This is a genomic window from Photorhabdus namnaonensis (assembly GCF_001684335.1).
Lineage (GTDB): Bacteria > Pseudomonadota > Gammaproteobacteria > Enterobacterales > Enterobacteriaceae > Photorhabdus > Photorhabdus namnaonensis.
In genome coordinates this window covers 17639-43907 of sequence record NZ_LOIC01000063.1, presented here as the reverse complement: position 1 = coordinate 43907, position 26269 = coordinate 17639, and the positions used below count along the sequence as shown (strand labels likewise).

The 26269-nt window shown below is 41.2% G+C and carries 23 protein-coding genes, 1 other RNA gene and 1 pseudogene; 15 read left to right on the top strand and 10 right to left on the bottom strand.

The genetic code is table 11. From position 1 onward, the window contains the following. Window positions 1-37 precede the first annotated feature (37 nt). Entirely contained in the window at window positions 38-571 is a 534-nt protein-coding gene (gene idi / locus Phpb_RS11250; RefSeq protein ID WP_065390413.1) for an isopentenyl-diphosphate Delta-isomerase, read from the bottom strand. A 565-nt stretch (window positions 572-1136) separates the two neighbouring features. Here idi and Phpb_RS11245 point away from each other — a divergent pair. Continuing rightward, window positions 1137-2075, top strand: coding sequence for a VirK/YbjX family protein (locus tag Phpb_RS11245; protein ID WP_065390412.1), 939 nt, complete (start codon window positions 1137-1139; stop codon window positions 2073-2075). Between the two features lie 53 nt (window positions 2076-2128). Here Phpb_RS11245 and Phpb_RS11240 read toward each other — a convergent pair whose 3' ends face one another. Next, window positions 2129-2728, bottom strand: coding sequence for a GNAT family N-acetyltransferase (locus Phpb_RS11240; RefSeq protein WP_065390481.1), 600 nt, complete (start codon window positions 2726-2728; stop codon window positions 2129-2131). Window positions 2729-3126: 398 nt separating this feature from the next. Here Phpb_RS11240 and asd point away from each other — a divergent pair, with 398 nt between their 5' ends. Together asd and Phpb_RS11230 are read left to right on the top strand one after the other, a co-directional pair. Continuing rightward, window positions 3127-4248 (top strand): aspartate-semialdehyde dehydrogenase, encoded by a 1122-nt coding sequence (asd, locus tag Phpb_RS11235; RefSeq protein ID WP_065390411.1) that lies wholly within the window; start codon window positions 3127-3129, stop codon window positions 4246-4248. Window positions 4249-4607: 359 nt separating this feature from the next. Then, entirely contained in the window at window positions 4608-6629 is a 2022-nt protein-coding gene (locus Phpb_RS11230) for an oxidoreductase (protein ID WP_065390410.1), read from the top strand. Between the two features lie 124 nt (window positions 6630-6753). Here Phpb_RS11230 and sstT read toward each other — a convergent pair whose 3' ends face one another. Continuing rightward, window positions 6754-8001, bottom strand: a complete 1248-nt coding sequence (gene sstT / locus Phpb_RS11225) for a serine/threonine transporter SstT (RefSeq protein ID WP_065390409.1) — start codon at window positions 7999-8001, stop codon at window positions 6754-6756. 289 nt (window positions 8002-8290) lie between these two features. Then, a complete protein-coding gene (locus Phpb_RS11220; protein ID WP_065390408.1) occupies window positions 8291-9253 on the bottom strand; it encodes a TerC family protein in 963 nt (320 codons plus the stop codon). Between the two features lie 563 nt (window positions 9254-9816). Here Phpb_RS11220 and Phpb_RS11210 point away from each other — a divergent pair. The 7 genes from Phpb_RS11210 to Phpb_RS11175 all read left to right on the top strand — a co-directional run bounded on the left by Phpb_RS11210 (window position 9817) and on the right by Phpb_RS11175 (window position 14781). Then, window positions 9817-10488, top strand: a complete 672-nt coding sequence (locus tag Phpb_RS11210; RefSeq protein ID WP_065390406.1) for a DedA family protein — start codon at window positions 9817-9819, stop codon at window positions 10486-10488. Window positions 10489-10681: 193 nt separating this feature from the next. Continuing rightward, window positions 10682-10987, top strand: a complete 306-nt coding sequence (locus Phpb_RS11205) for an ElaB/YgaM/YqjD family protein (RefSeq protein ID WP_065390405.1) — start codon at window positions 10682-10684, stop codon at window positions 10985-10987. Between the two features lies 1 nt (window position 10988). Next, the gene (locus Phpb_RS11200; RefSeq protein WP_046396984.1) at window positions 10989-11390 is read left to right on the top strand and encodes a phage holin family protein; all 402 of its coding nucleotides are present in this window, start codon (window positions 10989-10991) and stop codon (window positions 11388-11390) included. Next, window positions 11383-11637, top strand: coding sequence for a YqjK-like family protein (locus Phpb_RS11195; RefSeq protein ID WP_065390404.1), 255 nt, complete (start codon window positions 11383-11385; stop codon window positions 11635-11637). Before Phpb_RS11200 ends, Phpb_RS11195 begins: the two co-directional genes overlap by 8 nt. Window positions 11638-11861: 224 nt before the next feature. Beyond that, on the top strand, window positions 11862-12257 hold the full coding sequence (locus Phpb_RS11190) for a DoxX family protein (protein WP_065390403.1): 396 nt from the start codon (window positions 11862-11864) through the stop codon (window positions 12255-12257). Between the two features lie 1191 nt (window positions 12258-13448). Next, a complete protein-coding gene (locus Phpb_RS11180) occupies window positions 13449-13787 on the top strand; it encodes a hypothetical protein (RefSeq protein WP_065390401.1) in 339 nt (112 codons plus the stop codon). Window positions 13788-14010: 223 nt separating this feature from the next. Further along, window positions 14011-14781, top strand: coding sequence for a hypothetical protein (locus tag Phpb_RS11175; protein ID WP_065390400.1), 771 nt, complete (start codon window positions 14011-14013; stop codon window positions 14779-14781). A 481-nt stretch (window positions 14782-15262) separates the two neighbouring features. On the opposite strand, the gene Phpb_RS11170 is transcribed toward Phpb_RS11175, so the two are convergent. Continuing rightward, window positions 15263-16159: a LysR family transcriptional regulator gene (locus Phpb_RS11170; RefSeq protein ID WP_046396982.1), complete on the bottom strand. Its 897-nt coding sequence runs from the start codon at window positions 16157-16159 to the stop codon at window positions 15263-15265. 111 nt (window positions 16160-16270) lie between these two features. Here Phpb_RS11170 and Phpb_RS11165 point away from each other — a divergent pair, with 111 nt between their 5' ends. Then, window positions 16271-16972 (top strand): pirin family protein, encoded by a 702-nt coding sequence (locus tag Phpb_RS11165; RefSeq protein ID WP_065390399.1) that lies wholly within the window; start codon window positions 16271-16273, stop codon window positions 16970-16972. A gap of 41 nt (window positions 16973-17013) precedes the next feature. Here Phpb_RS11165 and rnpB read toward each other — a convergent pair. Both rnpB and rsmI read right to left on the bottom strand, forming a co-directional pair. Further along, window positions 17014-17390: RNase P RNA component class A (gene rnpB / locus Phpb_RS11160), an RNA gene on the bottom strand. A 202-nt stretch (window positions 17391-17592) separates the two neighbouring features. Beyond that, the gene (gene rsmI / locus Phpb_RS11155; protein WP_065390398.1) at window positions 17593-18459 is read right to left on the bottom strand and encodes a 16S rRNA (cytidine(1402)-2'-O)-methyltransferase; all 867 of its coding nucleotides are present in this window, start codon (window positions 18457-18459) and stop codon (window positions 17593-17595) included. Window positions 18460-18522: 63 nt separating this feature from the next. Here rsmI and Phpb_RS11150 point away from each other — a divergent pair, with 63 nt between their 5' ends. The 4 genes from Phpb_RS11150 to dolP all read left to right on the top strand — a co-directional run bounded on the left by Phpb_RS11150 (window position 18523) and on the right by dolP (window position 21924). Beyond that, window positions 18523-20265 (top strand): penicillin-binding protein activator, encoded by a 1743-nt coding sequence (locus Phpb_RS11150; RefSeq protein WP_065390480.1) that lies wholly within the window; start codon window positions 18523-18525, stop codon window positions 20263-20265. 77 nt (window positions 20266-20342) lie between these two features. Beyond that, complete coding sequence (locus Phpb_RS11145) at window positions 20343-20723, top strand: YraN family protein (RefSeq protein WP_065390397.1); 381 nt, start codon at window positions 20343-20345, stop codon at window positions 20721-20723. A gap of 24 nt (window positions 20724-20747) precedes the next feature. Further along, window positions 20748-21338 (top strand): DnaA initiator-associating protein DiaA, encoded by a 591-nt coding sequence (gene diaA, locus Phpb_RS11140; RefSeq protein ID WP_036780324.1) that lies wholly within the window; start codon window positions 20748-20750, stop codon window positions 21336-21338. Window positions 21339-21348: 10 nt separating this feature from the next. Continuing rightward, window positions 21349-21924, top strand: a complete 576-nt coding sequence (gene dolP / locus Phpb_RS11135; RefSeq protein ID WP_036808610.1) for a division/outer membrane stress-associated lipid-binding lipoprotein — start codon at window positions 21349-21351, stop codon at window positions 21922-21924. A 133-nt stretch (window positions 21925-22057) separates the two neighbouring features. Here the strand turns inward: dolP and mtgA are convergent, their stop codons facing one another. The 3 genes and pseudogenes from mtgA to arcB form a co-directional block, all read right to left on the bottom strand. Continuing rightward, window positions 22058-22783 carry a monofunctional biosynthetic peptidoglycan transglycosylase gene (gene mtgA, locus Phpb_RS11130; protein WP_065390396.1) on the bottom strand — a complete coding sequence of 242 codons (726 nt, stop codon included), beginning with the start codon at window positions 22781-22783 and terminating at the stop codon, window positions 22058-22060. Window positions 22784-22787: 4 nt separating this feature from the next. Next, the gene (elbB, locus tag Phpb_RS11125) at window positions 22788-23441 is read right to left on the bottom strand and encodes an isoprenoid biosynthesis glyoxalase ElbB (RefSeq protein ID WP_065390395.1); all 654 of its coding nucleotides are present in this window, start codon (window positions 23439-23441) and stop codon (window positions 22788-22790) included. Between the two features lie 191 nt (window positions 23442-23632). Next, window positions 23633-26024 (bottom strand): annotated as a pseudogene (gene arcB / locus Phpb_RS11120) (aerobic respiration two-component sensor histidine kinase ArcB); the annotation flags it as partial. Window positions 26025-26269 lie beyond the last annotated feature (245 nt).

Sequence of the window (26269 nt, the reverse complement as noted above, 5' to 3'; positions counted from 1 at the left end):
AATTCAATGTCATAATTACCGATAAATTACATTACTATCAGATCAGTCTTTGCCACTCCTCAATATCTTGATACGAAAGGCCATCAATGATTTTTTTAAACCACACCGTATATACATCAGGAGCATTATTAATTAGCCCCCTCAATTTCAGTGGATTAATCCATTTGTAATCGGACACCTCATCAGGATTAATTATCGGTTCTTTATCAAAACGCCCAATAAAAACATGATCATATTCATACTCAATCAAATCATTAGGCAGTATCGCGTGATAAATAAATGACGAAACCTTTTTCAATGGACAGTCAAAACCCATCTCTTCGCCAAGACGCCGGCGCGCAGCAACTTCCAGAGCCTCACCAACCCTAGGATGACCACAGCAGCTATTAGTCCAAAGTCCGGCTGAATGATATTTGGTTGCCGCTCGCTTCTGTAGGAGTAAATTTCCTTTATTATCAAAGATAAAGATAGAAAAGGCACGATGTAATATCCCCTTCTGGTGAATATCAGCTTTTCCCGCTGAACCAATGGGATTGTCATATTTATCAACAAGAACAAGTATTTCATCCATTATTAATAGCCTTTGTGTGTATTGAATAACATAGAATCACAAACTTTAATTAACAATAAAACATAATCCATATTCTGCAAGTGCCAAATTAACTTTATAAGAATAAGAAATTCATCATAAAAATATGACGCACATCATAAAATAAAAATATCTCATCCATTCCATTTTGATATTAATGAAAAAGCAGATTAATATAATAATCATTAATATTTTAATTAAATGGATTTAAAAAACAATATATTCAATATTAATCATTTACCATCAATACTCACCTGCTAAATTTGTTACAGCTCATGACCTTCGGTATCACACCAAAGTCATAGCCGTTTCTCTCATTTTTTTAGAGGTGCTTTTACAACAGAAAACATCACAGAAAACTCAACGAATAATAAACAAACAAGAAAAAACCCCCTCAATAACTAAACATTCATTAAACAACTGTTGATTTTTTATCTTAAAAAAACAAAAATAAACATCCGTTGAAGTTTTGTTTAATACCAGAGGAGTATACTCAGGACTTACAATTCATCTTTCCTCCCCGTAATTTTTAGAACTAGATAAAGCAATGGAATATATGTATCAACCTGCCAGTTCAGGAATCCGACTGTTCACAGATTTAGTCGGAAAAAAAATCAGCCCGAGTCCCCATTGGTATTCTGCACAGAATCGCACTAAATTTGCTTTACGCAGCGCCCTGATGCCAATATCGACGTTAAAACTATTAAACCAGATAGTTAATACACCGTTTTATCTGGATATTTTGAAGAAACAACCTTGTTTACCTTCTAAACTACATCGCCCCTATCTGAGCATTAACTTCAACAGAGGGCAGACATTACGCGCAATAAATGAACATTACCAACTGTTATTTACTGGGCTAAATCAGTCTATTGTTAATAAAATATTTCGTTCCAATGCATATCCATTAGCGGTTATCAATGGTAAGAACGGAACTTATACTATTTTTTTAGATTCTATGGACTGTTTTAATAAAGAAGGTGAGCTTACTCTATTTATTGCAACAGAAGATAATAAAACTTTGGCGAGATGTGCTTTCACATTACTCACTATTGCCGGTAAAAAAACACTGTTCATCGGTGGGCTACAAGGCTCCAAAGGCGATGCAACCCTTGACATTATCCGCGATGCAACGAAAGATTGTTATGGATTATTTCCAAAACGCTTACTGATTGAATCTATTTGCCGCTTTGCTGCCCACTTTAAATGTCAACAAATTCTGGCAGCCAGCAACGATACCCATATCTATAAAAGCCTACGCTATTGGCATAAAAAGAAAGATAAATTAGTCGCCGATTACGATTCTTTCTGGGAATCATTAGGTGGAACAAAGGAAAAAAATAAAGATTTCCATCTGCCATTATCTATTGAAAGAAAACCTCTTGAAGATATAGCCAGTAAGAAGCGGGCGGAATATCGCCGCCGTTATCAATTACTAGATGAACTGGACAATGGCATGCAACATTCCCTACTACCTTCAAATTAAATCAGATATCAGGCCGCTACCTTTCACAGGACGGCCTAATTTTGCGATGACTCTTACCTCGGTTTAACCATCTGCCATTCAAGATGCATTTTAACCGCAGGCCATTCACAACTGATAATACTGTAAACACAAGTATCCCTGATACTGCCATCTTTAGATACAGCATGACTACGCAAAATCCCATCAAGTTTTGCGCCCAGTCGCTCTATCGCCTTCCGACTCTGATGATTAAAAAAATGAGTGCGAAACTCCACTGCGATACATTCCAATTCCTCAAAAGCGTATTTCAATAAGAGATATTTTGCTTCCGTATTAATATGTGTCCGCTGAACAGAGCGCGCGTACCAAGTATAACCGATTTCCAACCGACGGGCGCCAGAATCAATATTCATATACGTGGTCATTCCAACCGCTTTACCTGTTCGATGATCAACAATAGCAAAAGGCAGCATAGTACCTTTTTCATGTAGCAATAAACGGCGTTCAATCTCGTTACTCAACTCAGCCGGAGAAGGAATACGGGTGTACCACAATTTATGCAATTCACCCTCTTCAATTGCCTGTAAAAACTCATCATACCGTTGGTGTGTCAGAGGTTCTAAAGTCACCCCCTTTCCTGCCAAAGTTACCCATACAGTCATCTGTTTTTTCATAATAACCACTAAGTTATAAATTAAGTCAGAATAAAAGAGTTCACCCCATTCCGGCGTCAAAACCGGAATTAAGCTAATATATGGAAAATCAATTCCCCATTAAAGCAAAACCCGCACTTTTAACATCTCAGGTAGCTTTCACATTATTCAGAAAAAAATACTAAAACTAGGTAAACAAATCGCCTTGCCAAATCAATTATATTCTCCTCTGGTAAGAGCATAAAAGCCATGCCACGGATTATCCGGTAAAGTGAGCGACTGAAATCGATTATGGCCCATATTATTGTTGAGAAAATTTATCCACAAATTATCAAATGCGCGGTAATCTTTAATGACATTACCTCATCGCCGATGTATAACAAACGATTAACAATGCTACAACTTAATACAGGTAAGATATGACAAAAAAAGTCGGTTTAATTGGCTGGCGGGGAATGGTGGGCTCTGTTTTGTTACAACGCATGCTGGAAGAAAACGATTTTCAAGGCATTGTTCCTCACTTTTATAGTACATCGAATGCTGGCTCCTCCGGCCCCGCCATTGATGGCATTACTTATCAACTCAAAGACGCCAATGCAATCAACTCATTGACGGAAATGGACATAATTATTACCTGTCAAGGCGGCGATTATACTAAGGCAATTTATCCTGCTCTCAAGGCCAGTGGCTGGCAAGGCTATTGGATTGATGCTGCCTCTGCACTACGTATGGATAAAGACTCCTGCATCATTCTCGATCCGGTCAACCGTAGCCAAATTGATTATGAAGTTAGCAAAGGCACCAAACTTTTCGTCGGCGGAAACTGTTCTATTACGCTAAGCCTTATAGGGCTGGCTGGCCTTGTGAAAGCTGGCCTAATTGAATGGATGAGCTTGATGACCTACCAATCCGCTTCTGGCGCGGGGGCCAAGTATGTACGTGAACTGATAGCACAAAACTCATACATCAGCCAATACTTGAGCACAGACGATCTAGCCGATAAAGGCTCAATATTACCTCTGGTAAAAAAAGTTACCAATTTAATCAGCAGCCCAGAATTACCAACACAAGCTTTCGGTGTGCCGTTGATAGGTAACATCATTCCTTGGATTGACAGCGACCTCGGTGACGGCAATAGCCGTGAAGAATGGAAAGGAGAAGTAGAAACCAATAAGATCCTAGGACTCCAGCCCGGCACTATTAAAGTCAACGGTCTGTGTGTTCGCGTCGGTGTAATTCGCTGCCATAGCGCAGCTATCACCATGAAGCTGAAACGCGATGTCAGCGAGACCGAATTTGTTGAACTCGTGCAAAATGCGCATCCGTGGGTGAGCTACGTGCCAAATAACAAAGAAGAGAGCATAAGCAAACTGACCCCAGCCTCTATCAGTGGTTCTTTACGTGTAGGTGTCGGTCGCTATAAGAAAATGTCACTTAACGATGAGCCGATTTATTCGGTCCTCACTGTCGGCGATCAACTACTGTGGGGTGCAGCCGAACCGTTGCGCCGCATGTTAAATATTCTGCTCAACCGAGCATAATCAATAGATAAAAATCAGAATGACGAATTAACATTTGAGCCATTTCATCGTCTGTTTTTTCACTTTCTGTTTGATGACTAGTCTAGTGTTCTCCTGATTTACAGCGCGTTATGTCTCGGCGCGTTGTAGGTCAAACCCGAGAAAAACAGGTTATAGAACCGATTTTAAGCATTTAACTAACTCCATGAAAGAACCTGATTTCATGACCTTCATCACATTCATTTAACATTTTTTTCCCAATTAACCTTATTCCATCTAAATTTGAACCATTACTCATCCGACCACCTGGAGTTTTGTCCCGTGGTTTAGGACATAATAATAATCTGGTTATGATTGACAAACACCCGACGGAGATTGCAATGAGCCATTATCCTCACCTGTTCGCCCCTCTAGATCTAGGGTTCACCACACTGAAAAACCGCATTTTGATGGGATCAATGCACACTGGACTAGAAGAACATCCTGATCGCGCCCAGAGACTTGCCCGCTTTTACGCTGAACGGGCAGCCGGAGGAGTGGCATTGATTGTCACAGGCGGAATTTCACCAAATAAACAAGGTGTTATAGGAAAAGGCACTGCATTTCTGGTAGATGAAAAAGATCTTATTCACCACAAAATTATTACAGATGCAGTTCATCAGGCCGGTGGAAAAATTGCCATGCAAATCTTACATACCGGCCGTTACAGCTATCAACCACACCTTGTCGCCCCCACAGCTATTCAAGCACCGATTAATCCATTCATGCCCCGTGAGATGACAGAAGAGGACATCCAGCAAACCATTGCTGATTTCGCTCACTGCGCACAACTGGCACAACAATCAGGTTATGATGGCGTAGAAATCATGGGTTCTGAAGGTTATCTGATTAACCAGTTTCTGACTACCCGTACCAACCACCGCCAAGATAAATGGGGCGGAAGTTTTGAAAATCGAATGCGCTTTGCCGTGGAGGTTGTTAAAGCTGTCCGCCAAGCAACTGGACGAGAATTTATTCTAATCTACCGGCTTTCAATGCTGGATTTAGTAGAAGAGGGATCTAATTGGCAGGAAATCGAGCAACTCGCTGTTGCTATTGAACAAGCGGGAGCATCTATTATCAATACCGGTATCGGCTGGCATGAGGCTCGGATTCCAACAATTGCCACTATGGTTCCCCGTGCCGGATTCAGTTGGGTAACGCAAAAGCTAATGGGCAAAGTTTCTATCCCATTGATCACAACAAATAGAATTAATGATCCCAACATTGCAGAGCAAGTGCTAGCACAAGGTTGTGCCGATATGGTTTCTATGGCGCGACCTTTTCTGGCCGATGCTGAATTTGTTATGAAGGCCCAACAGGGACGGGCCGATGAAATTAACACTTGTATTGGTTGTAATCAGGCCTGTCTGGATCAGATTTTTGTCGGTGAAATAGCCTCTTGTTTAGTTAATCCTCGCGCCTGCCACGAAACAGAAATGGCCGCCGAACCTGTTACTATGCCTAAAAAATTGGCGGTTGTCGGTGCCGGACCTGCCGGATTGTCATTCGCCGTGACCGCTGCCAGTCGTGGTCATCATGTCACTCTGTTTGAACGTGATGGACAGGTTGGCGGACAATTTAATATTGCCAAACAGATCCCTGGTAAAGAAGAATTTCATGAAACACTGCGTTATTTTCAACGTCAGTTGGCAATCCATCATGTTGATGTACGGTTGAACCAGACCGCAACAACAGAAGCGCTTTCTGATTTTGATGAGGTGATTATCGCCAGCGGCATTGCGCCTCGCCAACTCACGATCGAGGGTATCCATCACGAAAAGGTACTGAGCTACCTAGATGTATTAAGGGATAAGAAAAATGTCGGTCAACGTGTAGCTATCATTGGCGCAGGCGGCATCGGCTTTGATACCGCAGAATATTTGAGTCAACCAGGAAAAAGTTCTAGCCTTGATAGTACCGCTTTCAGTGAAGAATGGGGTATCGACTATAATCTGACACATCGTGGTGGTTTATCCCCTCAAGGCCCCAAACCAGAAGCTTCTCCCCGGAAAATTTATTTATTGCAACGTAAGCCGACAAAGGTTGGTGAAGGACTAGGTAAAACAACAGGTTGGATACACAGAACCAATCTACACCTGCGCGGTGTAAAAATGCTAAACAACATGCAATATTTAAAAATAGATGATCAAGGGCTACATATTAGTTGCAATGGGGAACAGAGCTGTCTTGCCGTAGATAACATCATCATTTGTGCAGGACAAGAGCCACTGAGAGAATTGTATCAACCGTTACAGCAAGCAGGAAAAACTGTGCATCTTATTGGCGGGGCAGATGTTGCTGCCGAATTGGATGCTCGACGGGCTATCGATCAAGGTACTCGGTTGGGCCTTAAAATTTGATGATAAATAATAGCTGTCACAGACAAGTCGTAAAAACAACGTAAATCCTCAAGCCGCGCCATTCCTGGCGCGGACATTTTACTCTTTCTTACCTAACTTTTTTAAACCGAAATACTTTAATCAATTAATTACGTTGAGTTAGCTGATCCGATGACAGACGGTCATCCTCAGCCTGACAAACAGCAGCAGTGAACAATACATCGGTAGAAGAGTTCAGACTCGTTTCCGCGGAATCTTGTAATACACCAATGATCAAACCGACTGCGACAACCTGCATAGCCATCTCATTGGAAATCCCAAACATGCTACACGCTAAAGGGATCAACAATAATGATCCCCCTGCCACACCAGAAGCACCACAGGCACAAATAGCAGCAACCACACTCAGTAGAAATGCTGTAGGCAGATCAACCGATATACCTAGCGTATTAACCGCAGCCAGAGTCAATACCGTAATAGTCACCGCAGCGCCTTCCATATTGATGGTTGCTCCCAACGGGATAGAAACTGAATAAGTATCTTCATGCAAATTCATACGGCGGCACATCGCCATATTTACCGGGATATTTGCCGCCGAACTGCGGGTGAAAAATGCAGTTACGCCACTTTCACGCAGGCAAGCAAATACTAGTGGATAAGGATTACGACGAATTTTCCAGTAAACAATCAATGGGTTTACAATAAGTGCCATAACCAACATACAACCCAGTAATACAACCAGCAATTGGACATATCCCAGTAAGGCACCAAATCCCGTTTCTGCAATGGTTGAAGACACCAGACCAAAAATACCAATCGGTGCAAGACGAATGACCACCCGAACAATCTGAGTAACCGCCTCAGACATATCATGAATTAGAGATTTAGTTGAATCCGTCGCATGACGCAGTGCGATACCAAGACCAATAGCCCAAGCAAGAATACCGATATAATTACCGTTCAGTAACGCGTTTACTGGATTAGCGACAACATTAACCAGTAACCCTTTAATCACCTCTATAATGTTTTCAGGAGGCGACATCTGAGCATCATTAACAGCTAGCACCAGTTGTAACGGAAATATAAAGCTACCGGCCACGGCAACTAGCGCAGCAAAAAAAGTACCCAAGACATAGAGGATAAGGATTGGACGAATATTGGTTTTCTGGCCTTCTTTATGGTTAGCAATAGAAGACATAACCAAAATCCATACTAATACCGGGGCTACTGCTTTCAGGGCACTAACGAACAGCGTCCCAAGCAAACTGACTGATTTGGCAACCGAAGGCGCCAACCACGCTAACAGTATCCCTGCAATTAAACCTACCAAAATTTGTTTAACCAGGCTCCCTTGTACAATGTAATACACGAAGCCACGTTTTTGTTTTTCCATAGCTGATCCATTTTATTAACAGTTCTGTTAAGCCTATATTTTTGTGTTTGTTTCCTCAGTATAAGGAAACCAAGAGTAGTGAAAAGCCGCGATAGTTAAAATATACAACCTCGCCAGCACTTATTAACAATACATTCACATTTGTGTGATCAAAACGGCAATTTACACATTTACAAAACACAATTATTTGTTTTTATGTTTAACCATTTCGCAGCAATTTAAGACAATAAGAAACCATATCCTCCCGTTCAAGAAAGATATGGTTATCTGTTAAAAAATAGTTATCTAATTACTGAATCTCTTTAGTTTTGCGTTTATTTACCCAAATATTAATAATCATTGTTATTGTCAAAATACTCGCTACAGTTCCCAGAGAAATCCCCATAGGAATATGATAAAAATCCATTATTAGCATCTTAATACCGATAAATACCAGAATGACTGATAAACCATATTTCAGCATTGTAAATTTCTCTGCCACACCTGCCAGTAAAAAATACATTGCACGTAATCCTAAAATAGCGAAAAGATTAGAGGTCAAAACAATAAAAGGATCTGTCGTCACAGCAAAAATAGCAGGAATACTGTCTACAGCAAAAATAACGTCACTAATTTCAACCAAAATCAGAACCAGGATTAGTGGAGTCGCATATAACAAACCCTTTTCTTCCACAAAGAAACGTTCTCCGTGAAGATTATCAGTGATGCGAATATGCGCTTTTAACCAACGGACAAAGGGTTTATCGCCTATCGGGGAGTCATCCTCTTTCGCCAACGCCATCTTAACACCGGTAACCAACAGAAAGATGCCGAACAGATAGAGTATCCAACTGAATTGAGAAACCAACCAACTCCCTGCAAAGATCATCACGGTACGCAACACAATTGCGCCTAAGACACCGTAAATGAGCACCCGACGTTGCAAATTTGCCGGAATAGCAAAATAGCTAAATAACATCAGCCAAACAAACACATTATCAACAGCGAGTGCTTTCTCAAGTAAATACCCGGTAAGAAAAGCCATTGTCTGACTATTAGCAACCGCTTCCCCTGCGGTTTCTCTGCAATACCACCATAATCCTAATGCAAATAAGAGCGACAAACTTACCCAGATTACACTCCAGACAGCGGCTTGGCAAAATGACATTGCTTGCTCTTTCTTACGCCCCTGTAAGGATAGATCCAGCAACAACATAATCGTAATTAAGACAGCGAAACTTCCCCATAAAAGAGGGCTACCCACAGAGTTCATTTTCTTTCTCTCACAAACAAAAACGGCTGAAGTCTCAGAAGACGCCAGCCGCTGCTATATTTCTTCCCCACATCGTGGAGATGGATGTATTGCAAGCAACCCTCGCCTTCTGGCAAGGTCTCACTTACAACACAGAAAATGTACCATAAGGTATTAAGTTCAGGGTTGCCCGGCTACCGGATGCTGTTGCATCGTAATGACGATAAACCGGCAAGGAAGTTACTCCCCTTTGCTAGGGTGGAAAATAAATCAAATTTATACAAGAATCAATCTATCACTGAAAAAATAATAAAATAGCAACAAAAACACTAAATTAAGAAACCTGACAGGCCACCTCATAGAACCATTTCCTATTCTATTTTAATGAACGTTCAATTGATCACCAAAATTTTCTGTTTAGTCACCCCTGATTTTGTTACAGTGACGCAGGCTGCATTATTTGCCTTTTTCAACGGAGTAAAAAGGCATTAAAACCAGCCAAATAACGTAAAATAGGATGTAATTTAATCAGTTTAGCCTCATGCTTTCAGGATGAACGAACAAAGGCATTTTAGGAACACCTGATGGAAATAGTAAAAGAACTTATATATGCACTTTGGTACCAAGATTATGAAACTCTGGCCAATCCATCCCTATTATGGGCCATTTATATCATGCTATTCTTGATCCTCTTCCTTGAAAATGGCCTCCTTCCTGCCGCGTTCTTACCAGGAGATAGCCTGCTTATACTGGTTGGCGTATTAATTGCCAAAGGAGCAATGAGTTTCCCTCTGACGATTGTAATATTAACCGCCGGAGCAAGCTTAGGTTGTTGGGTCGGTTACCTCCAGGGGAAATGGCTAGGAAATACCAAGATAGTGCAAGGCTGGCTCTCTCACCTTCCAGCCTACTACCACCAAAGAGCTTACAGTCTTTTTCACCGCCACGGCCTATCTGCTTTACTTCTCGGCCGCTTCCTCGCATTTGTCAGAACGCTTCTCCCAACACTTGCAGGATTGACAGGTCTACAAAACAGCCGTTTCCAGTTTTTTAACTGGCTCAGTGGCTTCCTGTGGGTCATTATCCTCACTTCTTTGGGTTATGCGCTTGGTAAGACCCCTATTTTCCGTCAGTATGAAGACTTGGTAATGAATTTCCTGATATTACTGCCACTTGCTTTACTCATTATTGGTTTTAGCGGCAGTTTGTTAGTTGTGTGGCGTAAAAAAACCTGCCAATCCCCTCAAAAAAAGTGATTAATTCCAATAAAGCCTAATATTCCTCCCTGCTGTAGATAGAAGTATTGTTTGCAGCAGAATAGTGAAATAACTCTAATGTTTTTCATTCACCTTTCAAAATATAAGCTATATTTAAGGATAGTCTTTTCCGGCATCAGGAAAAGCGACTAACTAAGTCAAACATACACACCTTAAATGAGGAGTAATCTACATGTCACAGATGAAAAATACTGAAGATCTACGCATTGAACTAAAATCACTTGCAGAGACACTGGAAGAAGTGATCAAAAGCTCTGGTGATAAATCCAAAGTTGAGTTGGAAGAACTTCGCGACAAAGTAGAGGAAGTCATCAAAGAGACTCGTTTTAAACTCGGTAATGCCAGCGATATGGTTGTTAAGAAAACAAAAGATATGGCGGGCCGTGCCGATCTCTACGTTCATGATAAACCGTGGACAAGCATCGGTATAGGTACTGTGGTTGGTGCCGTATTAGGTGTATTATTAGCTAAACGCTAATATGAGTAACTCATCCAAATCTCAAGGCCCCGGTAAAGGGGTCCTTGATATTCTCCAACGTATTGCCACTGTTGCTGTCGAGATAGTAGAAACTCGTTTACAACTCATTGTTGTAGAGTTGGAAAAAGAAAAAGCCACTTTGATACAACTGATAGTCATAGCCAGCCTGACATTACTGCTCACCGCTTTCGGCCTCATGTGTTTACTTGTTATGATTTTTTGGGCTATCGATCCCAACTGGCGTTTTACCGTATTAGCGAGTACCACTGGCACACTACTCGTTCTGGCGCTTATTGGCCTTATATGGACCATTAGGAAAGCGAAAAGTTCAACATTACTTAGCGCGACTCGCGAGCAACTCAAGATCGACCGAGAAATGCTGGAAGATTACAGTAATGAGTAAACAACGTCAGGAAAAAAAGCTGAGAAAACAGCAGTTACTCAGAAATATCCAGCTACAACGACTTGAACTTTCCAACAGTACACAGCTCTGGAAGAACTTCATTGAACCTTATGACAAAAGCTGGCAGAAGCTTTTGTCATTAAAACCCTATCTGCGACCTGCAATCCACGCTATCTCTTTATATAGCCTCCGCCATCCGGTGAAGTTCTATCATTTGTCACGCTATATCATTCGACTATTGAAATGAAAATGGTAATAATTCTTCATAATATCCTTCGTTGATGATTACTCTCGTTGCTTATATTCAAAAACTTTGTATAAAATTGTTAATAATCCTTGCTTACAACTAAGCTCGTCTCTCTTTAGTATACATTCCATCCGTTAATGATTAACAAATTGTGCTATTTCGAGTTGGTACAAGTTAATCATCAAACAAATTATTATTATTTTTCAGTGTCTCAGGAGTTGTTAATGAAAAAATTTGAAGATAGTGCCTTGTTACTGGCTCGCATTTTAATGCCGATTCTGTTTATCGTTGCAGGTTATGGAAAATTAGGTGATTCCTACGCAGGCACTCAGCAATATATGAACGCTATGGGCGTCCCTGGCTTTCTATTACCACTGACGATCTTACTTGAATTGGGTGGTGGTCTGGCAGTTCTATTTGGTTTCTTAACTCGCACCACCGCGTTATTTACCTTTGGTTTCTGTGTGTTGACTGCGATACTCTTCCACAGCAATTTTGCTGAAGGCATGAACCAGACTATGTTTCTCAAAAACCTGACCATAGGTGGAGGTTATCTGTTACTGGCTATCACAGGCCCAGGTAAATTCAGTATTGACCGCCTGATGAAGAGAAACTGGTAATATCCTGCCTGTGACTCGTCCTGAATCTGAAAAATAACAGTTTCCAGGCAGAAGGTGAAACGCTCAAAATCTCACTCTCGCTCAAGGATTTTATCAGCCAGATATCCAATATTCAGCCTAAAGGTAAATAGCAAGCCGAAAGATCCCAAAGATCTTTCGGCTCACTTTAACTTTAATCAATAAGCTAAACTTCGATTGAATCACAGTGACTCTGATAAAATAGTTATTTTATCAAAATAAATAATCATCTCACTTCTCGGCAGGAAATAATTAAATCCATGTTCGATGATAAATTAACATATTAAGATAACCATTAATAATTTAATATAAAGAGCATAGAGTTTTCAGTGTAAATTACATTAACATCCACACCGCTAATTTAAATAAACAACAATTAACTTAAATATATTTAAAGATTATTTAATCAAATTAAATTTTTTAATCACAATATAATTATTTAAATTCATTTCATTTACTCCAGTAAAATGAAAAAATTACTCTATATTAATGATATTATATTCAAAAATAGAAAATAATATATTTCAAGCATGAATCAGTCATTATCATATTTAAAAAATAATCTTTGATCTCTTATTATAATTAAATTACTTTATTATTTCACAATAAACCATTACTATTAAAACGTCTAATAATTATTTATATAGGAATTTAAATTAAAACTCACACATTTTCATTATTTAACTTCACGATTAACATATTTTCCTCACATAATTATCACTCATTACATTCCAGACAATAAAATAATAAAAAACCAACATTATCACATTAAATTAAAAACCTTTTCAACAATAGCCACACTTATTATATTACAACCACCTTTATCGCAAAACAATATTAATAAAATCGTTTTTTTAACAACCGATTGCTTTTTAAATTGCAGTGTGAAATTAAAAAAACCATAACAATTGAATAAAAGAAATAAAAATCCGAGTTTAAAGAGATAAATCAATAATACTCCCAATTGACACAAAAAACTAAAAAAACAACTTGACACATAACTACATACATTAGAAAATCATTTAAGCAATATGAAATCCACTAAAAATATTGATAGTAACTCAGGTTAATAGTTAGTATTTAAATTTAAATAATCGTGTCTTAATTTCACCAAAATACCTGTACCAGATAATTCACAGAATCCTTCATACAATAAACGAATAGGGAAGACAAATGAAATATAGTTCAATTGCTTATACCATTATTTGTTTAATGCCATTTTATGCTGCCGGAGCAGGGAAATTAAATGATGTTTGCGACGGTAAATTAATTACTAATACATCTATAAGTAGTATAAATATTACAAGCAACCAAAATGGAAATGGACCTGCTATGAATGTATTAGTAGAAGGGAAATGGTACGATACATATCTAACCCCCGGTATTACAGAGGGTAACGGTGTTTATGGGCTCTATGATATGAGTAATAATGCTTATCTCAATGCATTAGAAGTTAATATTTGCGTAAGACTTGGCAATTTAAGAGGCATTGAATTAATTTATAGACCATAAAATTCTAAGCTAGAAAAATAGAGCTAATATTAATCAATGTACCTATAATGCATTGTTAAATCAACATTTAATCCCCATATACCCTATGGATTTCGAGATGCATCGCGACGGCAAGGGAGCGAATCCCCGGGAGCATAGATAACTATGTGACCGGGGTGAGTGAGTGCAGCCAACAAAGAGGCAACTTGAAAGATGACGGGTATAGAATAATAACGGAGAATTTATGACTATTCATGGTAAAAAAATAAATGTGAAATTAAGAAAAGACACACCAGACCAACTATCCGCAAGTGACTTAAAGGCACAATTGACTGCTCTTGGATTAACATGTGATCTTACGGATGAAAGTTTACTCTCAGAATATATTGAGGACGTAAGAAAACAACTAATTACAGGAAGTACACAGTCATTTGGAATTGGGGAGTATATCGCTGATAATTTCGTACATACATCCAAAGCTAACTGGTCACCAGAGGATGATGCCCTCGGATACAAAACGAAACTAATTTATATTGGTGTACCGGAACATTTTAAATGGCTAGAGGAAAATTGTAGTACATTTGCGGGAAATGAGGATAACCCACCAGAATCAACAGATAAATATGATAACGTAGAGGCAGTGAAAAGCGCCTTTATCCAAATTGCTAGGGGATCTTCTGAGACTCTAGTAGAACCTCTGGACAAAACAGATATGGAATCTGCGCTAACAAATCTCCTAAGCTCAATTAACGATGACAATATCCAAGACTATGATTCTGGGTGGAGAATAAAACTCCTCTTACTAATAGATAATTTCGATAAAGAAAAAAACACAGGCGATGGAATCGGGGTATTAGGAATACGTTGGAGACTACAAATAAAAGATTATAAAAAGAAGAACAAAGACAGTGCTGAACATAACACAACAATTAACCTAAGTAGCTGGTCTGTCACATACGATAATACTGATGATCTTCTCAAACAATATCATATGGCAAAAGATCATTTTGGCTAAAAATAATAAATTGAGACGAATTAGGCTAATAAGTACAATTTTTCAGAAAGTCAGGTAGTTGTTATAGTAGCATCTTTCTTGCCAAAGAAAAATGCACTATGATCTGTCCTATTTGTTGCCATTGATTAAAGAAAAGATACACAATAATAGAGCCAACAACCCTATAAGAATATATTGACATCAGGGTAACCATTCTGACCTAGGGGAAAACCGCTCTGGTGTTATTAATAAATACGAAAGTCTCCCTGTTTTTATCACTGTCTGGCACAAAAAAATAGAACCATCAATACTCAGCGAATAGAGATCACAAAATTTACACCTACCAGTGATGACAACTCTGCTCAAAAAAGAGCTTGGTAGCAAAACCGCCAAGCTCTTTCGGCAATCAGATTAAGGGCGCAGGAAAACACAAGTTAAGCAATCATCGAATCATGTTTTTTTCAGCCTGTCTTCTAATTTTGATTGCTCACATCGCTTCCACTTACCGACTAACAAACAATTTAGGGATTTCCCGTAAACACCAAGACTTAGCTTCCCCCATGCTGTCTCGTCGCCATGCCATAATGACATTTGTGTCATGGCTGTATTCAGAACTAATCACCCGCAAACGACCCTCTGCAATATCTTGTTCCACCATAGGATAAGGCATGGTAGCAACGCCCAATCCAGCTAAGAGAGCACGGCGTTTATCTTCCAGAGAACTTACTGTCAAACGCTGTTGTTTATCTAACAATTGAACCGTCAATACCGGTCGCTCCCTCGCTGTATCCGCCACGGCAATACCACGATACTTCACCCTCGTGACATCGGACAAAGGCTCAGGCTCCTGATGTATAGGATGATCAGGGCTAGCGACATAAACATTGGTAATACTGTAAAGCTGACGCGAATTAATTTCTGCCGATGCGCGAAAATGCATATCTGGTGCAATAACAATATCCGCCCGACCTGTTTCCAACCTCTCCCATGCACCAGCCAAAACCTCCGTCAATAAAGAGAGCTGAGTGTTCGATTTTTGAGCAAGCTTACCCACTAACGGGAATAATGAAGAAGCAGGAACCAACGCTTCACAAACAATTGTCATGTGAGTTTCCCAGCCTCTCGCTAACGCTTCTGCATCAGCAGTTAATTTATCAGCAGCTTCAAGCAATTGACGTCCACGCTCAAGCAACATGCGACCAACATTGGTGAATTTAGTTCTGTGACCTGAACGGTCAAACAGCACCACATCCAACTCTTCTTCTAATTTTTGCATCGTATAGCTAAGTGCAGAAGGAACACGGCCAAGCTCATCAGCAGCCGCAGCAAAACTTCCCCGCCGGTCAATCGCATCCATGACCCGGAGAGATTCCAGTGTAAGCGCTCGTTCTTTGCTCATATTTTTCTCAATCAGGAAATTTGAATATGGCGACCAGATTAACTGGCTAACATTTCGCCGTCCAGATAATTACTATTCTTAGTGTGTGTTTTTTTCAAGGTAACCGCCATCATGATTATAAATAGAACAGCAAAACAATGTGGGAAAGCTGACTATGGTTGGCTACAGGCTCGTTATACATTTTCATTTGGTCACTATTTTGACCCAAAGTTTTTAGGTTATGGCGCACTACGTGTACTCAATCAAGAAGTCATCGCCCCCAAAGCCGCTTTCCAACCTAAATCCTATCCACATGTGGATATATTGAATATTATTCTACAAGGTGAAGCAGAATACCGTGACAGCGAAGGCAACTACATCAGAGCCCGCAAGGGAGAATGTTTGCTATTTTCTACCCGCCAAGGCATCAGCTACAGTGAATATAATGCCAGTACTAACAAACCACTGACGCGCTTGCAGCTTTGGCTGAATGCCTTTCCTCAGCAGGAAAGCTTACCATTGCAAAGGATGGAGCTACCAGAACAACCATTGGCTATGCTAGCTTCTCCAACCGCAGAAGATGGCAGTATGCAATTACGTCAGCAAGTGTGGGTAAATCATATTTTCCTTACTAAAAATCAATCTCATCATCTGCAATTGAAGGGAAAACATGCCTACCTGCAATCCCTAAACGGAAATATAAAAATAAGAGGCAATTCCAAAGACAACATTTTGATTAAATGCGGAGATGGCGCTTTTATTCATGAAGAAAATCGTTTGGTTTTAAAAGCAGATACTGAATTTCAAGGGCTGTTAATTGATCTGGCTGCTTAGAAAAGTGAAAGCCCCATCAGATTAATCTAATGGGGCTAAATTTTTGAAGTTGACCGATAAGCCGGGTTCTGTCGTGGACAGCCATTCATCTAGGCCAGCACTTACGCACTGGCTCAAGCAGCCTACCCGGGTTCGATACGGGCCGTACCTAATGAACCCCTATTTGGCCTTGCTCCGGGTGGAGTTTACCGTGCCACGGACTGTTACCAGCCGTGCGGTGCGCTCTTACCGCACCCTTTCACCCTTACCTGATCCTACATTAAATAGGCCATCGGCGGTTTGCTCTCTGTTGCACTGGTCGTGGGCTTTCACCCCCCAGACGTTATCTGGCACCCTGCCCTGTGGAGCCCGGACTTTCCTCTCCTCTACCCATCGTCCAAAGGATTAATGGTAAAGCAGCGACTGTCTAGTCAACTCCGCGGCGGATTATAAGGGGTTTGCCTGACGATGTATATACCCTATGGATTTCAAGATGCATCGCGACGGCAAGGGAGTGAATCCCCGGGAGCATAGCAAACTATGTGACCGGGGTGAGCGAGTGCAGCCAACAAAGAGGCAACTTGAAAGATGACGGGTATAGGCATTTACTGATTATCTGCCCGGTATATCAGCAATTACCATTATTCTTCACTCTGTCCCAACCCATGACGATAAAGCGCATTTTTCTTCACACCATGAATCTCTGCCGCCAATGCAGCCGCTTTTTTCAACGGTAATTCTTGTTGAAGAAGCGACAGTGTTCTTAATGCCTCTGGAGGCAAAACATCGTCATCCAGTTTTTTATAGCTTTCAACGATCAATACCATTTCACCACGGCGACGGGTTTCATCTTCCTTAACCCACGCCAACAGTTCACCTACTGGCATCCCCTGAATAGATTCCCAAGTTTTTGTCAATTCTCGCGCCAGCACGACGTAACGTTCAGCTCCCCACACTTCAACCATATCTTCCAAACTATCGATCAGACGATGAGTAGATTCATAAAAAATTAATGTGCGCGACTCCTGTTCCAAAGCCCGCAACGTATCACTCCGGCTTTTACGTTTTGCGGGCAAAAATCCTTCGTAACAGAAACGATCTGATGGCAGACCCGCAGCAGACAAGGCGGTTATCGCCGCACAAGGCCCCGGAAGTGGGACAACACGAATACCGGCTTCACGACAACGGCGAACCACATGATAACCAGGATCATTAATCAGAGGCGTTCCTGCATCAGAGACTAATGCAATACTTTGCCCTTGTTGGAGCTTTGTAATTAATTGATCTGCTTTCTGCTGTTCATTATGATCATGAAGTGCGAACATGCGCGCATTAATGGCAAAATGTTGAAGCAACAAGCCAGTATGTCGCGTATCTTCGGCAGCAATCAGATCGACATGCTCAAGAACTTCAAGCGCACGCTGAGTGATATCACCCAGGTTTCCAATGGGGGTTGGCACAACATATAGCGTGGATGTCGTAACCACTGCTCGATTAGGTTGATTCATTGTTTCATCCGAATGGCCGATTTAAAATTGAGCATCTTTGAAAAAAACATCGCTGGATACAGTATGCTTTCCTCAATTTTTGTGCGTATCAAAACTGGTTTAGTCTGTTCAGCCATGCTGGCAGTTATGATCATCGCAGGATGTACCGTACCTGACCAACAGGGACAGCAACCTTCGCAAATTCAGGACAAAATCAGTACAGAAATCGCCCGTTATCAATCCATCATTGATGCCGCTCATGGCGAACCTTCTCTTGATGTCATCCGTGCTTATATCGCTCAGGAACCACTTCTGAAAGAGAGTGCGGCTCATCAAAAAAATATTGATGACACCTGGCAAATGTTGACCCGTCTTTCACCACAAGAGCGCCGAGGGTTAGTCATCAACGCTGATGAAAATGTTCTGCAAGGCTGGCTGGACTTACTCAGCGCCTATCAGGATAACAAACAGGACTCTGACAAACTACAGGCGGCTATCCATGACTGGAAAATTCGTTATCCACAAAACCCTGCCGCATTGTCACTCCCAACTCAGTTACAACAGGCAGCCATCCAACAGCAAGATACAAATATCCATCTAGCTCTGTTCCTGCCATTAAGTGGTCAAGCAAAAGTATTCGGTGAAGCCATTCGCCAAGGTTTTCTTGATGCTCAGGCCGGTTTACCAAGTCCATCACTGCCAACAGAAAACCCGGAAAATTTATCTATAGCAGACAACGATAGTGCGTCAAATGACGTGGTTTCTGCCGGTATCTCCCCCAGTGAAGCGGCGCCCGTAGAATCAGCAACACCAACTATTCAGACAACCCCTGTCATAGCCAATGCGCCGATTAATACACAACAGGTTAAAATCTATGACACCGCCAGTCAGCCATTGGAAAATTTATTCATTCAGGCTAAGCAGGACGGCGTGAGTTTAGTTGTCGGACCGTTACTTAAACCCGATGTGGTTAAACTCGCTCAGATAAATACTTCATTAAATATGTTAGTACTCAATGAGTTAGATAATGCTCAACCACAGTCCAATATCTGCTATTTTTCTTTATCACCAGAAGATGAAGCGAAAAATGCTGCGGAACACATTTGGCAGCAACAGAAACAGAATCCTCTTATTTTGGTCCCCAGAGGGACTTTTGGCGACCGCATTGCCAACGCCTTTGCACAGGAATGGCAAAAACAAGGGGGGCATACTGTTCTGCAACAAACCTTTGGCTCTTCCGCCGAACTGAAACAATTAATTAATAGAGGTACGGGTATCCGCCTAACCGGAACAGCCGTCAATGTCACAAGCAATCAACCTACATCAATCGCCATTGGTGATCTGGAAATCCCTCAGATAAACACCGATGTCATTCCTACCTCTACCGGCGGCTCAGTGGATGCAGTTTATATTGTTTCTACTCTGGATGAACTGACGCTGATTAAGACAATGATTGATATGGCGATCAGTTCCCGTGATAAGCCCGCCCTTTATGCAAGTTCCCGTAGTAATCAGGCCGGCGTCGGTCCCGATTTCCGTCTGGAGATGGAAGGAATGCAATTCAGCGACATTCCCTTAATCGCCGGTGCTAACTTGCCGCTGATGCAGCAAGCAGCGAGTAAATTTGCAAATGATTACTCTTTGATGCGCCTTTACGCTATGGGCATTGATGCCTGGTCATTAGCAAATCAATTCAGCCAGGTTCAACTTCAAAGTAATTTCCATCTCAATGGTGCATCCGGGGTACTGTCCGTTCAGGAAAACTGCACCATTTTCCGACAGCTCTCATGGATGAAATATCATCAAGGCCAAATCACGGCTATTTGATTAAGTCATTGGCCGCTTGTTACCAAGCGGCCTTTCAATTCAAATGACGCATTTCAGAATGAAAATAAAAAAGCAGAATGAAAATAAAAAAGCCGACAAGTTATTTGCTAGGACGCCACCATGAAGCGCAGGCAAAGTTGTTTTTACAAAAACAAGGATTATCTTTTATCGCCGCAAATGTGAAAGTTCGCGGTGGTGAAATTGACCTGATTATGAAAGACAAGCAAACTTGGGTTTTTATTGAGGTCCGTTTCCGCAAATCGGGACAACATGGAGATGCACTTGCGACGGTCACCCATAGCAAGCGTAAAAAATTATTACACGCGGCCGCAATATGGCTGTTGCAACGGGGCGAATGTTTTGAAACCTCTTCTTGTCGCTTTGATATTTGTGCTATTACTGGTCAACAATTTGAATGGTTGCAAAATGCCTTCAATCAAAATGAGTTCTCTCGTTAAAATGATACTGAGTAGGTTATAAAGGTGCTGGATAGAATTAAAGTCTGTTTTACAGAAAGTATTCAAACTCAGATTGCAGCCGCAGAAGCATTACCTGATGCTATTTCGCGAGCGGCAATGATGATGGTTCAGTCATTACTGAATGGTAATAAAATTCTTTGCTGTGGCAATGGCGGCTCAGCCGCAACCGCCCAACGGTTTGCCGCCAATATGATCAACCGGTTTGAGACTGAACGTCCAAGCCTGCCTGCATTGTCGCTTAACGCAGACAATGTGGTTATTACTGCAATTTCAAGCAATAAACAGCATGATGAAATTTATGCTAAACAAGTACGGGCATTAGGTCAGCCTGGCGATGTGTTATTAGCGATTTCCACGCATGGTAATAGCCGTGATATTGTTAAAGCCGTTGAAGCCGCTGTAACCCGCGATATGACGATTGTCGCCCTTACTGGCTACGATGGCGGCGAGCTTGCCGGCTTACTCGGGCCACAAGATGTAGAGATTCGTATTCCATCTCATCGCAGTGCCAGAATTCAAGAAGTTCATATGCTAACAGTGAACTGCTTATGTGACTTAATCGATAATACACTCTTTCCCCATCAGGATGACTAAGGAGCCAATAATGCGATTTTTCTCCCTATTAGCTACAATTTGCACTGCTGTGATGTTACAGGGGTGTATTGGCGCCGTCGTGGTAGGCTCTGCCGCCGTAGCGACTAAAACAGCAACCGATCCCCGAACAGTTGGTCAACAGGTTGATGATAGTACCCTCGAAGCCCGTGTCAGTAATGCTCTTAACAAAGATAAGCAGCTCAAAGAGCAAACCCGCATTATTACCACCGCCTATCAAGGAAAAGTTTTACTGACAGGTCAAAGCCCAGATTCAAACCTTTCAGACCGAGCTAAACAAATAGCATCGCGGGTTGATGGAGCACACACTGTTTACAATGAAATTCGTCAGGGGAAACCCGTTGCATTAAGTACAGCGTCCAAAGATACCTGGATTACAACTAAAGTACGCTCAAAAATCTTGGCTAGTGACTCGGTTAAGTCTTCCAACATAAAAGTCGTTACGGAAAACGGCGAAGTCTTTTTATTGGGCATTCTGACCAAACAGGAAGGTAACGCCGCAGCGAAAATTGCCAGTGAAACTAACGGAGTTAAGCGGGTAACAACCGCCTTCACTTATCTGAATTAACCACATTGATTGAAGATGATGACACGATAAATCGGTCAAACATCCGGGTATTAGGCCGCGTCATTTTTTGGCGCCGGCGTTTTACCTCTTTTCATCATTCAACGTCAGACCAAATAACCTCTCGATTCTTCCCTCAATCGTTTTTCATCAACCCATTTTTCTCAAGATAACTTACCCCACCTAATAACCGCATTTGCCGCAAAATCCATTGTTGACGCTGTAAAACATAAGCCGAAGGCGCGTTAACTTTATAACGGTGTGGATTAGGCAATACAGCAGCAAGTAAAGCCGCTTCTGATGCCGTCAATTTACTGGCTGATTTATGAAAATAGTGTCTGGATGCCTCTTCAACACCAAAAATTCCATCACCAAATTCTGCTATGTTAAGGTAAACAGTTAGAATCCTGCTTTTTGACCATCCCAGTTCTATGACAAAGGTCATCCCGGCTTCCAACCCTTTTCTTAACCAGCTACGCCCATCCCACAAAAATAAATTTTTGGCCGTTTGCTGAGAAATCGTTGAAGCTCCTCTGAGTCTTCCAGAATTATTTTGGTTACGTGCAAGCACACTTTCGATAGCATCAAAGTCAAATCCCCAATGCTGTGGAAATTTTTGATCTTCCGCAGCAATAACAGCCAATGCGATATTTGGCGATATTTGTCCTTGCCCTACCCAGTCAGAATGAGATACATAAGAAAAATTAACCGATACCCAGGCGCTAATCTGGCGCTCAACCATAACCATAGAAAAAGGCACTGGCAAAAATGAAAATGCAACAACAGAAACTATCCATAAGATAGTAACTGAGATTACGATTTTTCTAAGCCAGTACCATAAAAATTGAAAAGGATTTCGCATCCAGTTACTCAGTCATTTCCAATACTTTTCTGACAAGTTTATCAATTCCCACTTCTGCCTGAGAAATAGATTCAGCAAGCATGTAGGCTGGTGTTGTCACAATTTTGTTTTCTAAATCAACAACAACATCATTTACCTCACAAACTATATGGACTCCCCCCATTGCTTCTACTTGAGCAACTGTTTCAGGATCATTGCCGACCGTTAGTTTCACCGGTTTATTAAGTAATTTTGGCAACATAACAGGCGCAATGCACATAAATCCCATCGGTTTATATTGATTATGCATAGCCCTTACCAAACTTAATAAATCCTTATTTATTTCGCAATCAACTGTCTTAACAGCAAAGTCACATAAATTCTTCGCAACACCAAATCCCCCAGGAATTATCAGGGCATCAAATTCATCTGCATTTGCTTGTGATAAAGGCTTAATTTTTCCCCTCGAAATACGGGCAGATTCCTGTAGGATGTTACGTTCTTCCCCTATTTCTTCGCCGTTAATATGATTAATAACATGAAGTTGTGGTGCATCAGGTGCAAAAAAGCTCGTTTTAACACCTAAACGGTCTAAAGAAAGCATAGTTAATACTGACTCATGAATTTCGCTACCATCGAAGACACCACATCCACTTAAGACAACCGCAACTGATTTCATACCTCACTCCATTTGTAGTAGATTATTGCTTAACCCTTTAGGGGGTTAAACACCAATCTTCATCACAGATTTTAATGAATCTTGTAACAAAAAATCTTATCTTTGCTATGTTGGTACTTGTATGATGTACGGAGAATTCCCCATTTACTCGCCGCAACCAAAGATCTATTAAATAGGCGTGTAAAAAGTTTTCCCTGGTGTTGGCGCAGTATTCGCGCACCCCAACCTCGGTTGGGGTTATTTTTTTTCAGCTTCCGCCAACCATTCTCTCAAAATTTCCGTATCGTTTCTCCATTCTTGCTTTAACTCATCAACCCATTCCTGAACATTGTCCCACCATGCAGGTAAATCAGGTGATTGAATTTGTTGAGCCAGTTGCTGTAAATGACGTAACCCAACCGATCCCACGGCACCTTTTATCTTATGCGCTTCCTCCGTAATGCCTTTCTGGTCTTTAGCTGTCATGTTCGAGTCAAGAACAGACAAGTAACCCGGCATCATCTTTTCAAACACACTCAGACTATCGCTAATCAACTGAGGTCCAACGAGTTCGATGTATTGGTTAAGCATTTCTGTATCAAGTAAATCTTCATTTTTTTTCACCAATCCTGACTCCTCTTCTTCCGGCTGCATATGATGCACAGACTGTTCCCCCCAATATTGTTCAATAATGGCGGTTAACGCATTCACAGAGAGGGGCTTGCTCAACACACCATTCATACCCGCGTCCAGATACTCTTTTTTGTCTTTTAAGACATTTGCCGTCAGTGCAATCAGTGGGGGCAGATCTTTTTTGGCATATCGCCGACGTAATTCGCGGGCAATATCTAATCCAGTCATATCGGGTAACTGGATATCCAGCAATACCAGATCGAACTCTTCTGGCTCAAACATTTCTAACGCGTCTTTACCATTCATGGCGACTTCTACGCTGTTACCCAATTTCTCCAGTACAGAGCGAGCAACAATCACATTCAGCTCAATATCTTCTACCAATAAGATATGCAAAGCCGGAAGTGGGCAATCTTCTGTATCTTCCTTGGATAGAAGACACTCCTCCATAGCAGGCGCAATGATAGACAGTGTAAATCGAGAACCCTGTCCCGGCTCACTTTCCACCACAATATCCCCTCCCATACTTTGAGCTAAACGCTTGGATACCGCCAATCCAATACCCGTTCCCGTTGCCGGACAACCACCATGACTGCCTTTCACTTGATAATACATCGCAAAAATCTTCTCTTGCTCATCATATGGGATACCAATCCCCGTATCTGCGACTTCAAACAGCAGGCGTTCCCCCTCTTCGTACCAAATCCGAACATTAATCTCCCCTTTTTGCGTAAATTTCACCGCATTGCCAATCAAGTTCCACAGAATTTGGCGCAAGCGAGTACCATCCGTCATGATTCTGGCAGGCAACGGCAGTTCTGGACTCATTACAAATTTAATATCTTTCGGCTGCACCAGCAGCCCAGCGAGGTTTTCTAGATCGGATATAAAACCGGTAAAATCAATTGGCTGATTATCAATCTGTACTTTACGCCGTTCAATTTTATCCATTTCAATAATGTCATTGAAAATATTACCAAGCGTGATCGCACTGACATGAATCGTTTTCAGATAGTTATTTTGTTCAGACGTCAACTCAGTATCCAGCAGAATACGGCTCAAACCAACAATGCCATTTAAAGGAGTACGAAGCTCATGGCTAATCGTTGAGATAAAAGTAGTCTTATCCCTACTTGCATTCTCCAAAGCGTCCTGATAGCGCTTACGCTCCGTTATATCGCGCCCAAATCCCATAAGCCCGTGTCTTTTTCCCACCCGATCATAAAAAGGGACTTTCCGAAGCTCAAAACAGGCTTTCCGGCCATCGGGATAAACCAACCACTGTTCATAAGTGAGAGCAACATTATGACGGAACACTTTTTCATCGGTTTTCATCACTTTACGAGCAACTTCTTTGTCATAAACATCGTTTGGCGTCAGCCCGACAAGTTGTTTCTGGCTTTTCCCCGTCAGCAACTCCATCGCCCGGTTACAACCAGAAAACTCATTATTTTCATTACGGTAGTAAACCAAATCAGGAGAGGCATCGAGAAAAGATTTCAACAATACCGATTGCTGTTCCAATTCAATCTGCGTCTGCTCACGGTGTTTCATTTCTTCTTTGAGTTTATCCAACAATATCAGATGCGCCTGTTCAGCTTTTTCCCTTACAGAGATCTCCTGATTAAGCTTAATAATGTTGTCTTTTAATTGCTGATTAAGTTCCCGATCACGCTGGCGCATAACTTCCAACTTTTCAACTAATTTGGATAATCGTTGGCGCGACTCTTCAAGCTGTTCAACAACAACCGAAAGAAAATAGACAGCCCAAGGCGTAATCAACAAGCCAAAAAAGATTGAGCGAACTAGATCAATACTTTGCACTCCTCCTTGAAGCAAAAAAGTGACTACCATCTGTACACCCATTGCAAGAACAACCAATGCGGATGCAAGCAGTAATGAAAAGCGCACTAACCCCAATTTCATCATTAAATCAACATAATATTGGGCCAGGCCCCTGAGCAGCTTCATTTCATAAAAACTCCCGTTAAATATGACCATTCCAGATCATACCGTAAAAGACCAGCCACTTCGTTGAAGGAATAACAGAAATTGTTGACCTGGTAAAACAATAGTATTATTTAATAGTTTTAGTTACGACTTACCAAACATTATTCTGGCTTTTTACTCTTGCCGGTCTTTTCGCACAATCCAAACATGAATAAATAATCAAATACATTGATAAAATAAGCATAAAATTCTTTTTACTCCTTTAA